The sequence below is a fragment of the Rhizobium bangladeshense genome, assembly GCF_017357245.1.
GTDB lineage: Bacteria > Pseudomonadota > Alphaproteobacteria > Rhizobiales > Rhizobiaceae > Rhizobium > Rhizobium bangladeshense.
The window spans coordinates 96,318-110,167 of sequence record NZ_CP071617.1; the positions used below are offsets into that span (position 1 = coordinate 96,318).

14 protein-coding genes are annotated in these 13,850 nt (G+C 61.2%); 12 read left to right on the forward strand and 2 right to left on the reverse strand.

Annotated features, from left to right (window positions below; all coding sequences use genetic code 11):
- Positions 1-127 precede the first annotated feature (127 nt).
- From J2J98_RS29610 to J2J98_RS29620, 3 genes are read left to right on the forward strand one after another with little or no spacing between them, the layout of a single operon-like run.
- Positions 128-349, forward strand: a complete 222-nt coding sequence (locus tag J2J98_RS29610) for a hypothetical protein (RefSeq protein WP_207604281.1) — start codon at positions 128-130, stop codon at positions 347-349.
- Positions 346-543, forward strand: coding sequence for a hypothetical protein (locus J2J98_RS29615; RefSeq protein ID WP_138395911.1), 198 nt, complete (start codon positions 346-348; stop codon positions 541-543). Before J2J98_RS29610 ends, J2J98_RS29615 begins: the two co-directional genes overlap by 4 nt.
- Complete coding sequence (locus J2J98_RS29620; protein ID WP_167358982.1) at positions 540-710, forward strand: hypothetical protein; 171 nt, start codon at positions 540-542, stop codon at positions 708-710. Before J2J98_RS29615 ends, J2J98_RS29620 begins: the two co-directional genes overlap by 4 nt.
- Positions 711-714: 4 nt before the next feature.
- Here the strand turns inward: J2J98_RS29620 and J2J98_RS29625 are convergent, their stop codons facing one another.
- A complete protein-coding gene (locus J2J98_RS29625) occupies positions 715-1,740 on the reverse strand; it encodes a Gfo/Idh/MocA family protein (RefSeq protein WP_138395912.1) in 1,026 nt (341 codons plus the stop codon).
- Positions 1,737-2,726, reverse strand: a complete 990-nt coding sequence (locus J2J98_RS29630; protein WP_138395913.1) for an MDR/zinc-dependent alcohol dehydrogenase-like family protein — start codon at positions 2,724-2,726, stop codon at positions 1,737-1,739. Before J2J98_RS29630 ends, J2J98_RS29625 begins: the two co-directional genes overlap by 4 nt.
- A 179-nt stretch (positions 2,727-2,905) precedes the next feature.
- Here J2J98_RS29630 and J2J98_RS29635 point away from each other — a divergent pair, with 179 nt between their 5' ends.
- The 9 genes from J2J98_RS29635 (at position 2,906) to J2J98_RS29675 (ending at position 13,790) form a co-directional block, all read left to right on the forward strand.
- Positions 2,906-4,009, forward strand: coding sequence for an NAD-dependent epimerase/dehydratase family protein (locus J2J98_RS29635; protein ID WP_171049280.1), 1,104 nt, complete (start codon positions 2,906-2,908; stop codon positions 4,007-4,009).
- On the forward strand, positions 4,006-6,048 hold the full coding sequence (locus J2J98_RS29640) for an NAD-dependent epimerase/dehydratase family protein (protein ID WP_207604282.1): 2,043 nt from the start codon (positions 4,006-4,008) through the stop codon (positions 6,046-6,048). The genes J2J98_RS29635 and J2J98_RS29640 overlap by 4 nt, the downstream gene beginning before the upstream one ends.
- Positions 6,045-7,157 carry a glycosyltransferase family 4 protein gene (locus J2J98_RS29645; protein ID WP_259665045.1) on the forward strand — a complete coding sequence of 371 codons (1,113 nt, stop codon included), beginning with the start codon at positions 6,045-6,047 and terminating at the stop codon, positions 7,155-7,157. The genes J2J98_RS29640 and J2J98_RS29645 overlap by 4 nt, the downstream gene beginning before the upstream one ends.
- 2 nt (positions 7,158-7,159) lie before the next feature.
- The gene (locus J2J98_RS29650) at positions 7,160-8,290 is read left to right on the forward strand and encodes a CgeB family protein (protein ID WP_207604283.1); all 1,131 of its coding nucleotides are present in this window, start codon (positions 7,160-7,162) and stop codon (positions 8,288-8,290) included.
- Entirely contained in the window at positions 8,287-9,375 is a 1,089-nt protein-coding gene (locus J2J98_RS29655) for a CgeB family protein (protein WP_207604284.1), read from the forward strand. The genes J2J98_RS29650 and J2J98_RS29655 overlap by 4 nt, the downstream gene beginning before the upstream one ends.
- The gene (locus tag J2J98_RS29660; RefSeq protein WP_207604285.1) at positions 9,372-10,472 is read left to right on the forward strand and encodes a CgeB family protein; all 1,101 of its coding nucleotides are present in this window, start codon (positions 9,372-9,374) and stop codon (positions 10,470-10,472) included. Before J2J98_RS29655 ends, J2J98_RS29660 begins: the two co-directional genes overlap by 4 nt.
- A gap of 12 nt (positions 10,473-10,484) precedes the next feature.
- Complete coding sequence (locus tag J2J98_RS29665; RefSeq protein ID WP_207604286.1) at positions 10,485-11,531, forward strand: UDP-glucuronic acid decarboxylase family protein; 1,047 nt, start codon at positions 10,485-10,487, stop codon at positions 11,529-11,531.
- 20 nt (positions 11,532-11,551) lie between these two features.
- A complete protein-coding gene (locus J2J98_RS29670) occupies positions 11,552-12,286 on the forward strand; it encodes a TIGR04290 family methyltransferase (protein WP_064709952.1) in 735 nt (244 codons plus the stop codon).
- Between the two features lie 340 nt (positions 12,287-12,626).
- On the forward strand, positions 12,627-13,790 hold the full coding sequence (locus J2J98_RS29675) for a helix-turn-helix domain-containing protein (RefSeq protein ID WP_207604287.1): 1,164 nt from the start codon (positions 12,627-12,629) through the stop codon (positions 13,788-13,790).
- Positions 13,791-13,850 lie beyond the last annotated feature (60 nt).

Below are 13,850 nucleotides of genomic sequence, written 5' to 3' on the forward strand. Positions count from 1 at the left end.
CGATGAACCTGGGTAATCGCAGGGGCCGACGAAAGCTCCCGAATCATCCGGAACTTCGCTACCGGCGCGTCGTTTGGACCATGACAAGCATCGCAGAAACGTTCTCAAGATCTGAACGGAGGATGTCATGGACAAGCGAGCGAAAATATCGACTGGCACCAACGCCAGGCCCAGAAACGAGACCATTGCTGGAAGCGGCCCCGGCATTCCCGATGATAGCGGTCGGATGGTTGAGGTGCCGGATGCGGAAGCAAGACGTCTGAAAGCGTCTCTGCTACGCGATCGGCTCGATGAGCTCAGGGAGAAGCTCGATGAGGAGATCGAGCTTCCGCAAAGGGGTGCGCCATGAGCGAAGTCCGGAAAGGCGGACCCATTCCGTCGGGAATGAGCCACGATAACTCCAAACCGCCGCGGCGCATGATGATATTCGTCATCACCATCTTCCTGATCGCCTGCCTTGTCGCACTCGCATTCACGTGGATGAGGCATCCCGGCGAACCGGACGAGAAATCACCGACTGCGACGACGGAGCAGACACGATGAGCGAGGGGAATAAGGATCCTGTCCAGCGGCAATCGTCGTCTTCCGTGGGCAAGCGCACGAGGCTGAATGCCGGCAGAATAGCGCTGATCCTGGTCGGCACGGTCGCCGTCGTCGCATTCACCCTTTATGCGACAATTGTTCTCTACGGGCTCGTCAAGGGCTCGTGACCGATCATCCGCCGGCGCCGTAGATGCCGTCGATCGCCTCCGCGACTGCGATGAAGTTTTCGCAGGCGGAGTCGTAGCGCTGGCCTCCCGCGAGCTTTCTCGCCCAATCCACGGCTGCCCGTCCGCCCCAATCATCGGGGGGTAGGGCTAGAGTTTCGCTCGAAGTGCCGGACATCCGGACGGCCGTAAAATCGTAGAAGGAGCCTTCGACGTTCCTGAAGGAGGCGCCTCCATCGGTTCCGAAGAAATCAGCGCCGATCTCGGCGTCGCAGCCGGCGTTGAGCCGCCAGGAACATGTCAGCCGGATGATTTCGCCGCCGGAGAGCGTCAGCGTCGCGGCCGCAAAATCTTCGACCTGGCCCTTGGTTTCAAGCCTTTTCCCACCCGCTCTCAATGCGCTCGTTACATTGGTGACGGAGGGAAAATCGAGGCACCACAAAGCCAGATCGATGAGGTGGACCCCGAGATCGATAACGCAACCGCCGCCGGACTGGTTCTTGTCGTAAAACCAGGGCTTGTCAGGGCCATAGGCGTTGTGGAAGGTCAGATCGGCCGCAAAGATCTTGCCAAGAGCGTTAGAGCGAACGAGCTGACGGATCCGCTGCATGCCCTGCGTGTGCCGATAGGAAAGGTCGACGCCAAGCAGCCGGTCGGCTGTTCTGGAAGCGTCGACGACGGCCCTGACCTCGGACGCGGTCCGGCCAAGCGGCTTTTGGCAGAAGACGGCTAAGCCTGCCCCGAGGGAGCGGATGGACTGTTCGGCATGTGTCGCGCTCGGTGTCGCGATCACAATTCCGTCGAGTTCCTGGTCGAACAATCCCTCCAGATCGGCCACGATCCTGGCATCGGGGGCCAGCGCCAGGGCCTCTCGCGCCATGTCTGTGGAAGGGTCGGCGATGGCGACGGCTTCGGCAAGGCCGCTGTCGAGGATCGCTTTCATCCGATGCCGGCCGATCCACCCCACGCCGAGAAAGCCGAGCTTCAGCGGTTTGGCGGTCGCCGCTTTTTCTTCGGAAACCAACCCGTTCATGAATATTGCACCAGAGCCTTGAGAAAACCATCCGGCCGGTCGCGCGTCGAGTTGAGGGCGTCGTCCAGCCTTTCCAGCGGATAGATGTGCGTGTAAAGCGGCTGCGGATCGATCCTGCCCTGGCGCACGGCTTCTATGGCGTCGCGAATACCCTTGATATAGATGGCTGGGTCGCGCTCGTGAGCGTTGATCACGTCGAGCCCGCGCCAGTTCCAAAGCTGCATGTTGATCTGGCGGGGGCCATCCTGGTGATAACCGGCTATAATCAGTCGCCCACGTTCCTTTGTCAGCTCGCCCGCCAGGTCGAGCGGCCATTGTTTGCCGACGGCCTCGATGACGCGGTCGCAGAATTTGCCGCCGGTGAGTGTTTTGACGCGTTCGATGATGCGCCAATGATCGTCCATGGGAATCGTCTCGGCCGCTCCCATTTCTCTGGCTACCTCGAGGGAATAGGGCCGGCGCGAGATGGCAATCACCCTGGCGCCCGCAGCCGCGGCAAGCCTGGTGAGGAGGGCGCCTAAGAACCCGATGCCGATGATGGCGACTGTCTGGCCGCTTTCGATGTTGCTGCGGCTGAAGATGTTCATCGCGCATCCGAGCGGTTCGCCGGGAAAGGGCTTGCCGTCCAGCTCCTTCGGCAGCGCTGCGACCATCGAAGCATCGGCGATGTCGTGCGTGGCGTAGGCGTGATAGGAAAGAGCGGCAACCCGCTCTCCCACCCGAAGCCCCGTGACATCGGCGCCTATGGCGTCGACAATGCCCCAGCCCTCGTGACCTAATCCACCCGCCTCGGTTGGGAACGTCATCCAGTCCGGTCCGGCCCAGGGTGTGAGGTTGGAGGCGCAGACGCCGCATCCTTCCAGTTTCACCCGGACCTGGCCCGGACCGGGTTCCGGTATGGGACGGGTCTCGACCGAGATATGTCCGGGCCCGGTGACGATAGCAGCCCGCATGAGCCCGGTCTTCTGGCTCGCCGCAATGTCCATGAGATGTCCTCCAATGTGGCAATCCTAGAACAACCGGCCTCCCGAAGAGTTCCGATAGCGGTCAAAGAAGTCATAGATGATGAAGTCAATAAAGATGTCATTGAAGAAGGAACTTTTCCATCCGCGTTCGGTTCGACGCCTATCTCCGAAGCAAATTATTCAACCGGACGGATCTCATAATGACGATTTTGATAACTGGCGGATGCGGCTTCATTGGTCGCCACGTTGCTGAAGAACTTCTGAAAAATGGCTATGGCGTGCGCATTCTCGATGCGCTGATCGATCAGGTGCATGCCGATGCCGAAGTCAGTGTGCCGGATGGAGCCGAAATTATCCAAGGCGATGTCAGAGACAAGGATGCAGTGCGCGCGGCGCTTGCCGGTGTGAGCGGCGTCATCCATCTCGCCGCCGAAGTCGGCGTCGGACAGTCGATGTATGAAATCGCCCGCTATGTCGGCTGCAACGATCTCGGCACGGCGGTGCTTCTGGAAGCGATGATCGGCCTTCCCGTCAAGAAGATCGTCGTCGCCTCGTCGATGAGCGTCTACGGAGAAGGGCTCTATCTGACGGCGGACGGAAAGCGGCTCGGTTATGTCAGGCGGCGCATGCAAAATGTCAAGCAGGGCCAGTGGGATCCGCTCGATGAGGACGGTCAGCCGCTGACGCCGGTCGCCACCGACGAGGAGAAACCGGTCGATCTTGCATCCATCTACGCGCTGACGAAATTCGCCCAGGAGAGGCAGGTCCTTATTTTCGGCGAAGCCTACGGCCTGGACGCCGTCGCCTTGCGCCTCTTCAACGTTTTCGGCGCGGGCCAGGCGCTTTCCAATCCCTACACCGGGGTCCTTGCCAACTTCGGTTCGCGCCTCGCCAATGGGCAGCCGCCGATGATCTTCGAGGATGGCAGGCAGCGGCGCGATTTCGTCCACGTCCGCGATGTTGCGACAGCCTTTCGCCTGGCCCTCGAAAAGCCCGCGGCATCCGGCCACGTTATCAATATCGGCAGCGGCCAGGCCTATTCGATCGCCGATGTCGCGACGCTTCTTGCCGATGCCATGGGCGTGCCCGAGATCGGCCCTGACATCATGAACAAGGCGCGTTCGGGAGACATCCGCAATTGCTTCGCCGACATTTCCAAGGCGCGCGAACTGCTCGGCTTCGAACCGAAATATCGCCTTGAGAATGCACTCGCTCCCTTCGCCGAATGGGTGCGGCAGACCGGGGCGGTCGACCGTGGCGCCGAAATGAAGCGGCAGCTGGAAGAGCGGGGGCTGGTTTCATGAACAAGGCCGGTTCTCGAGCATCCGGTCAGCAGGAGGCGAGGCGGTTCGGTTTCGTCGAATGGTTCCGACCCGGAGAATATGAGCGGACTGAGCTGGTGCTGCCGGATATCCTGAAAAGCGGCGCCAGTTATCTGCGCACGCATCTTTCCTGGGCCGAATATCTGGCGCCCGGCGGCGAGCAATGGTTCGACTGGCTGATCCCGCGTGTCGGCAGCCAAATCGATCTTCTGCCCTGCATACACTACACGCCGCCCTCCCTGTCCCGGACGGGCAGGTCTTCGGGCGCGCCGGTCGATCTCAAATCCTATGCCGACTTTGTCGATCACATCCTGACTCGCTATGGCCGCTATTTCCGTCATATCGAGCTCTGGAACGAGCCGAACAATCTGCTTGACTGGGATTGGCGTCACGACAGCGATTTTCTGCTTTTCTGCGAAATGGTCGGAGGCGCGGCCTACTGGGCGAAGCAAAGGGGTTACAAACCGGTTTTGGGCGGCCCGTGCCCCTTCGACCCATACTGGCTCAACCTGATGGGCACGCGCGGCGTGCTCGGCGTCATCGACGCTGTCGGCTTCCATGGCTTTCCCGGAACCTGGGATAGCGAGGAGGCAACCTGGGGCGGCTGGGACATGCATCTCGGAGAGATGCGCGGGATTATCGACCGCTATAATGCCGATGCGGAAATATGGATCACCGAAGCCGGGTACTCCACCTGGCGCAATGACGAGATCGAACAGGCGCGGCGCTTCATCAAGGCGCTGAACGTGCCGGCCGATCGCATGTATTGGTATTCCTGGCGTGACGTGCCGCCCGATGTTCCGGTTCAGGAAGGCCTGTGGTTCGATCCGCGGCATTATCACCTCGGCGCTGTCAGCCACGACAACAAGCCGAAGCTTCTTGCCCGCCTTCTCATGGAAGGAGGCGTCAAGAGACTGGAGGATGTCGCGGCCCTTGCGGCTCCCCAAATCGCCTCGGGTGCCGCGCCGATCGTTGTTACCGGCGGCAGCGGGTTTGTCGGCTGCAATCTCGCCGACAGCCTGCTCAGCGACGGCGAGGACGTCATCATCCTCGACAATCTGGCACGATCGGGGGTCGATCAGAATCTGACCTGGCTGATTGAGCGGCATGGCGGGCGGGTTCACCCGGTCCTTGCCGACGTTCGTGATCTGATGGGCATCGAAGCAGCCTTCAGGGACGCCAAGGCAGTCTTCCACTATGCCGCGCAGACGGCGGTGACCACCAGCCTCGTCGATCCGCTCGAAGATTTCGAGACGAATGCTCGCGGCACGCTCAACGTGCTGGAATCGGTGCGCAGGGCGGGCAGACGCGCTCCGGTCATCTTCGCCAGCACCAACAAGGTTTATGGCGCTCTCGACGATCTCGGCGTGATCGAACTCGACGATCGCTATCTTCCCGAAGACGAGACCGTCAGGAAACAAGGGGTCGGCGAGGATCGGCCACTCGATTTCTGCACGCCTTACGGATGTTCGAAAGGTGTGGCCGATCAATACATCCTCGACTACGCGAAATCCTACGGCATTCCTGCCGCCGTCCTGCGGATGAGCTGCATCTATGGACCGCGCCAGTTCGGCACCGAGGACCAGGGGTGGGTGGCGCATTTCCTGATCCGCGCGCTCGGCGGCGAACCCATTTCCATCTACGGCGACGGCAAGCAGGTGCGGGATATTCTGCATGTCGATGATGCCGTCGCTGCTTATCGGATGCTACTTTCCAATATCGAACGGGTCAGCGGCAAAGCCTTCAACCTCGGTGGGGGGCCGCGTAACGCCGTCAGCGTGCTCTCAGTGTTGCGCGAGATCGAATTGCTTGCGGGCCGTCCCGTCGAAACGAGCTTTGGCCCCTGGCGCGCCGGCGACCAGTTCTATTTCGTGGCCGACACGACGAAACTTGAACGGGAAACCGGCTGGCAAGCCGAAATCGGATGGCGTGATGGTTTGCGGCACCTCGCCGAATGGCTGATCGCCCATCGTTTCGGCGGGCGGCAGTTCCGCAGGGAAAAGCGGAAGGTATCAGCATGAGCGGAGATGAACGGAGCAACGGACACCGTCGCGTGCTGATGACGGTTGACGCCATCGGCGGCGTCTGGCGTTACGCCATGGACCTGGCAGCAGCACTGAAACCGAACAACATCGACGTTGTCTTTGCCGGGCTGGGGCCCACACCGACAGACGACAAAGTCGCCGAGGCGGGCCGGATCGGCAAGCTCGTCTGGCTGGACGCGCCACTCGATTGGACGGTCGAGGGTGAAGAGGCAGTTGCCGAGGTCCCGCGGCTGATCGCCGATCTCGCACGCCGGGAAGAGGCGGATCTTCTGCATCTTAATCTGCCGTCGCAGGCGGCGGGCATCGAAACGGACCTGCCGGTTGCGGTGGTTTGCCATTCCTGTGTTGTCACATGGTTTGCCGCCGTCCGCGGCAGTGAAGTCCCGCCGGACTGGCGATGGCACTATCGGCTGAACCAGGCGGGCTTCACGCGTGCGGACGCGGTGATCGCGCCAAGCCGCAGCCATGCGAGAGCGATGGAAGCGGCCTATGGACCGATCGGCGGTCTCCACGTCGTTCACAACGCCAGCTCCCTTGAGGCTTCCGACGAGCCCAAGCAGGATTTTGTCCTTGCGGCCGGGCGCTGGTGGGACGACGGCAAAAACGGCGCCGTGCTGGACAAGGCTGCAGCAATGACCCGATGGACGGTGGCGGCGGCCGGCGCGACGACCGGCCCGAACGGCCAGACCATGCGATTTCGCCATGCTGATCACCGAGGCGAGCTTTCGCACGAGCGGATGAGCGCCTTGACGCGGCAGGCGGCCGTCGTGGCCTCGCCTTCGCTCTACGAGCCGTTCGGTCTTGCCGCTCTCGAAGCAGCGCGGGCGGGCGCGGCCTTGGTGCTTTCCGATATCCCAACCTATCGCGAGATATGGGACGGCGCTGCTCTGTTCGCCGAGCCGCATCGCCCCGATGTCTTCGCCGATGCCTTCAATACTCTTGCCGACGATCCGCAGCTGCGGGCTGCATTCGGACGAAAAGCACGTGCCCGGTCTGCCGGCTTCAGCGTCAAGGCTAAGGCAGAGGCGATGTGCTCGGTCTATTCCGGCATGTCCGCCCGCGGTTTTTCAACAGCAGCGGAGTGATCATGAAGTTCGTTTTCTACACCCATTCGCTGGTCTCCGACTGGAATCACGGCAATGCCCATTTTCTTCGCGGCGTCATGCGCGATCTCCAACGGCGCGGCCATGAAACGCTGGCGCTGGAGCCGCAGGATGCCTGGAGCCGGGCCAATCTGGTGAAGGATCAGGGGCCGGCTGCGGTCGAGGCATTTCACCGGGCATTTCCGCAGCACCGTTCGCAGATCTACGGCGAGGGATTAGACCACGAAGCAGCGCTTGCCGATGCCGATATCGTCATCGTCCACGAGTGGACGGAACCGCGATTGGTCGAGAGGCTCGGCCGCATCCGACGCAATGGCGCGACCTTCACCCTGCTGTTCCACGATACGCATCATCGGGCGGTATCTGCCGAAGACGATATCGCAGGACTGGCGCTCGACGACTATGATGGCGTGCTGGCCTTCGGGCAGACCTTGCGTGAACGCTATCTCAGAGCCGGTTGGGGAAAGTCGGTATTTGCCTGGCACGAGGCGGCGGACGACACGCTGTTCAGACCGTTGCCGGACATCGAGAAAACCGGAGACCTCATCTGGATCGGCAACTGGGGTGACGATGAGCGGTCCGCCGAAATCGGCGAATTCCTGATTCGTCCCGCGAAGGAGCTGAAGCTCGACACGGTCGTTCGTGGCGTGCGCTATCCCGACCATGCATTGAACGAACTTCGCAAGTCCGGCATCGCCTATGGCGGCTGGATCGCCAATGCCGATGTTCCCGAGGCCTTCGCCCGCCACAGGGCCACCGTTCACATTCCGCGGCGACCCTATGTCCAGCATCTGCCGGGTATTCCGACTATCCGCGTCTTTGAGGCGCTCGCTTGCGGCATACCCCTGATCTCGGCGCCCTGGAGCGACGCCGAACATCTCTTCGAGCCTGGCAGGGACTATTTGGTCGTCGGCGATGGCGAGGAGATGAAGAAAAGCCTGCGCGACGTCCTCTCCGATACCGATCTGGCTGCGGGCCTTGCCGCCGCCGGCCTTGAAACGATCAAGACCCGTCACACCTGCCGCCACCGCGTCGACGAGCTTTTCGCCATTCTGGAGCGCTGCGGCACGCACAGGGTCGTTGAAAACCTGCAATCCAGGGAGGCTGCCGAATGAAGATCGCCTTTTATGGTTCGAGCCTCGTCTCCGCCTATTGGAACGGCGCCGCCACCTATTATCGCGGCTTGCTGCGGGCGCTGGCGGAGAAAGGCTACAACATCACCTTCTATGAACCCGACGTCTATGACCGGCAGATGAACCGCGACATGGATCCGCCGGACTGGTGCAGGGTCGTCGTCTATGAAGGGACAGTCGACGCACTCAAGGCCGTCACAAGCGAGGCGGCCGAGGCTGATATCGTCGTCAAGGCAAGCGGCGTCGGTTTCGAGGACGACCGATTGCTGGAAGAGGTGCTGCGCAATGCCCGACCCCACGCGTTGAAAATCTTCTGGGACGTGGACGCGCCGGCAACGCTTGCCGAACTCAGGGCCGACCCCGACCATCCGTTGCGCCGCGCGCTTTCCGCGCTTGATCTTGTGATGACCTATGGCGGCGGCGATCCTGTCGTGAGCGCATACCGCTCCGTGGGAGCGGCCGAATGCGTGCCGATCTACAATGCGCTGGACCCGCAAACGCATCATCCGGTGCCGAAGGACCACCGCTTTGCCGCCGACCTCGGTTTCCTCGGCAACCGCCTGCCGGACCGGGAGGCGAGGGTTGAGCATTTCTTCCTGGAGCCGGCGTCGCGTCTGCCGAACCGAACATTCCTGCTTGGCGGTTCCGGCTGGCACGACAAGCCGATCTCTTCGAACGTCCGCTATATCGGCCATGTCCCGACGCGCGATCATAATGCCTTTAACGTAACACCGATGGCGGTCCTCAACATATCGCGTGCCAGCATGGCGGAGAATGGTTTTTCCCCTGCGACGCGGGTCTTCGAGGCGGCTGGCGCCGGGGCTTGCCTCATTACCGACTATTGGGAAGGCATCGATGTCTTTCTGAAGTCGGGCGAGGAGGTGCTGGTCGCGCGCGACGGACAGGACGTGGCTGCCTTGCTTAGCGGCTTGTCCCGGCAAGCCGCACGGGAAATCGGAGAAAGAGCGCGCCGGCGGGTTTTGGCCGAACATACCTATGTCAATCGCGCCGAAGCGGTAGACAGGATTTTTCGCGCACGTCTTGGTGGGCGGGAGGCTGCCGAATGACGAGATCGCTCGACATCGTCTTCCTCGGCCTCTCCCTTTCCTCATCCTGGGGAAACGGTCATGCCACGACCTATCGCGCCTTGATCAAGGGCCTTCGGCACGCCGGCCATCGGATCTTTTTCCTGGAGCGGGACGTGCCGTGGTATGCCAGCCACCGGGACCTGCCTTCGCCTGACTTCTGCGAGCTCGCCTATTATTCTGATCCCGCCACAATGATCGAGCGTCACGGTGAGAGGCTCGGCAACGCCGATGCGGTCATCGTCGGATCCTACGTTCCCGATGGTGTGCCGCTCATCGACGGGCTCGAGGCGTTGCAGCCGAAACGCCTTTGCTTCTATGACATTGACACGCCCGTCACCCTCGCCAAGCTCGACCGTGGTGACGAGGAATATCTGGCGCTGAGGCAGATTCCCTTGTTTGACGCTTATTTCTCCTTCTCCGGCGGAAGGGTGTTGACCTGGCTAGAACAGAGATATGGCGCGCGCAGAGCCATCGCGCTCTATTGTTCGGTTGACGAGGGCCGCTATGCCAATACCGGCGAGTCCAATTGCTGGGATCTTGGTTATCTCGGAACCTATAGCCCTGACCGGCAGCCGACACTGGAGCGCCTCCTCCTGGAGCCGGCGCGCCGCCTGCCGTCGATGCGCTTCGTCGTCGCCGGCCCGCAATATCCCGCCGAGATCGAATGGCCGGCCAATGTCGAGCGCATCGAGCATCTGCCGCCTGCCGATCACGCAAGCTTCTATAGCCGTCAGAGGTTCACATTGAACGTGACCCGCAGCGATATGATCGCCGCCGGCTGGTCGCCCAGCGTGCGGCTGTTCGAGGCTGCCGCCTGCGGAGCGCCCATTATCAGCGACTTCTGGCAGGGTCTTGATGAGCTGCTGCCGGACACTGAGGCTTTGTTCATTGCGCGCGCGCCGGAGGATGTCGTGGCGCTGCTGACGGAGCTTTCTGACAGCGACCGTCTGGCAGCCGCCGCCGCAGCGAGAAAGCGCGTCATGAGCAGTCATACCGGGTACGCCCGTGCCGGCGATCTCGCTGGGGCTCTTTCGAACCTGCCAGCCAATCCAGCTTTCGAGCGTATCTCAGCGTGAAGGAGAGTATCGATGCTTCAAGTCAATCGTCGCGGAAAAGGCAAGACTGTTCTGGTGGCAGGAGGCGCCGGCTTTGTCGGCTCGCATCTCTGCGATGCTCTGCTCGGCCGTGGCGACAGCGTCATTTGCGTCGACAGCTATATCACCGGCTCGCGGGACAATGTCCGACCGTTGGTGAACCACCCCGGCTTCCGGCTGATTGAACAGGACATCTGCAACTTCCTCGAAATCGACGAGCCTATTGACCAGATTTACAACCTGGCCTGCGCCGCCTCGCCGCCGCAGTACCAGGCGGATCCCGTTCACACCATGATGACCTGCGTCGCCGGCACGGGCAATCTGCTGGCGCTCGCCGAGCGGCACCGCGCCTCCTTCCTCCAGGCTTCGACCAGCGAGGTCTATGGCGATCCGGCGGAACATCCGCAGACAGAGGACTATCGCGGCAATGTCAGCTGCACCGGACCGCGCGCCTGCTATGACGAGGGAAAGCGCGCCGCTGAGGCCCTTTGCTTCGACATGCTGCGTGCCGGCCGCGTCGACGCGCGGGTCGCCCGCATCTTCAATACCTATGGACCGCGAATGCAGGCCAATGACGGCCGGATCGTCTCCAATCTGATCGTGCAGGCCCTCTCGGGCAAACCTCTGACCATTTATGGAAGCGGCATGCAGACGCGGTCCTTCTGCTACGTCAGCGATCTCGTGGGCGGCCTCACGGCCCTGATGGACGTGCGCCAAAATCCCGGCGCGCCCGTCAACCTCGGCAACCCCGGCGAATTCACCATCAACGAGCTCGCGCAGATGATCCGCGCGATGGTGCCGGTACGCACGGTGGTTGCCTACAGGCCTTTGCCGAAGGACGATCCTCAGCGCCGCCGCCCCGATATAACCCGCGCCACCGAACTTCTCGACTGGCAGCCGACGGTGCCCCTCGCCGAGGGACTCAGATATACGATCGATTGGTTTGCCGCCAATTTGGACGATCGTCCGCGCAAACGCGTCGCCGCGCCTCGCCGTCACCGACGTGCAGCTGCCTCGCAGGCTGCTCCCTTGGACAACTAACCGAGAAGCGGAGGCAAGCGATGATGAACCTGGCTTTGAAACAGCGCATCAGCGAACTCGGCCCCTGGTTTCAGAATATGCGGCTCGGAGAGATCGAAACCGCGCCGGATCATTTTCTCGGCGACTATCCGGCGTTCAAATGGGAGGGCTTCAAGCATGTCGTGCCCACGGATCTGGAAGGGCGCAGCGTTCTCGATATCGGCTGCAATGCCGGCTTTTATGCGCTCGAAATGAAGCGCCGCAATGCCGGACGGGTGCTGGGAATTGACAGCGATCCACGTTATCTCGAGCAGGCCCGTTTCGCCGCCGATCATTTCGGCCTCGATGTCGAGTTCAGGCAGATGTCGGTTTATGAAGTATCGAAACTCGCGGAGCGTTTCGATCTCGTGCTCTTCATGGGCGTTCTCTACCACTTGCGCCATCCGTTGCTGGCACTGGATCTGCTCTACGAACACGTAGTCGCAGATCTCATGCTGTTCCAATGCCTGCAGCGTGGCGACGAGCATATCGCCACGCTGGAGGAAGACTACGACTTTTCGGAGTGGAAGGTTTTCGACCGGCCGGATTTTCCGAAGCTGTTCTTTGTCGAAGAGCGCTATTCTGCCGATCCCACCAACTGGTTCATTCCCAACAAGGCGGCGGTCGAAGCGTTGCTGCGCAGCTCCGGCTTTGTCATAGAGGCCAATCCGGAGCGAGAGGTTTATCTCTGCCGCCGAGGCCGGCGGCCATACATGGTCGAGCCGCCGCCCGGTTGAGGCGATTGGTCACCTGAGGGAAACAGTTCATACTTCATGGAATTGATCTAGCGGGTCCAGAATGTTTTGAGGCCCTGACTGTTTTCCACCGCTGTCGCTGCGGTCTCCTAGCCTTTTGACCATCGCCTGATTGGTGAAGTCGCTGCCGCCGCAACCGACACGGAATCAGTGCATGTCCGCGCAAGTCACCGCAGAGCTAGGCGGAAACACCCGTCGTTATAAGAAGGCGGGGACGCGGCCGACGTTCGAAGCTATCATCTGCCAAATGCCGCCGATTGGGAACAGGCCATGGGCGCGAGCGTTTTTGTCCAAACGGGTTTGATGCCGGGAGCAGATCGCAGTGAATACGGTCTTTGACAAACTTGCGCGAAAGGCGGTTTTGATCGTCGAGGACGATTACACCCTTGCCAGCGAGCTCGCGTCCAAACTGACCCAAACGGGAATCGATGTCGTCGGGCCGGCACCCAACGTTGAGCAAGCGCTGAAATACATCGAAGATTCCAAGATAGAAGCGGCTATTTTGGACATCAATCTCGGTGGAACGATGGTGTTTCCTGTCGCCGATGTGCTGTCGAAGCGCAATATCCCGTTTTTCTTCGCAACCGGCTACAGCCGGGACGTCGTCCCTCCGCGGTTTGCCGATCGAATATTCGTGGAAAAGCCGTTGGACACGGGCGCGATTTATAGTGCCCTTTCCAGTTGTGGAAGCTCGACGGCGACGGCAGCAGGCGGCCAAAAGAACCTCATTCTTTCTGCGCTTTCTCCCCGCGAAAATGACCTTGTCCGTCCGCTGCTTAATCCTGTCCACCTGGTTCAAGGCGAGATTCTTGAGCAACAGTTTGGGGAGATAACGACGGTTTTCTTCATCGAAAGCGGGACGGTTTCGGTTGTGGCCTCGTCGCCCAATGGGTCGCAGGTGGAGGTCGGTCTCATCGGGCGTGAAGGCCTGACCGGCACTGGACTGTTGGAGGGTGATTGGCGCACGCCCTACAATATGGTGGTGCTGACCGAAGGAAGCGCCCAGCGCATCGATACCGACGGTTTCCTCCGTCTGGTGCAGAGGGCGCCACAGCTACGCTCTCTTTCGTCGTCCTTCTCAAGGACGCTCGCAATTCAGATCGGGTACACGGCCCTCGCCAACAGCCGCTATTCGATCGAGCAGAGGCTGGCCCGCTTGCTGCTCATGCTCAATGATCGGTCGGAAGACAAGATGCTGCTTCTGACGCACGAACACATGTCTTCCATGCTCGGCGTCCGACGTTCCGGAGTCACGGGCGCGCTTCCGGTTCTGGAGGGGGAAAAGCTCATCAGGTCGGTACGGGGAAAGGTGATCATCATCGACCGGGAGGGCCTTATCCTTAAGGCCAATGGCTCTTACGGCATCCCTGAGGCGGAGTACGAGCGCCTGATGGGGTTTTCACTGAGAGGCACGGGGAACGCCAAAAAGGCTGTCGGGCAACCCGGTCCCCACTTTTACGGCCCCCATTCCGGCGAGAAATGGTAACCGTAAGTCGCCCGGCTGCGGACCGAACTTTTGTCATCGGCAACGGACAGAACCTGCGTG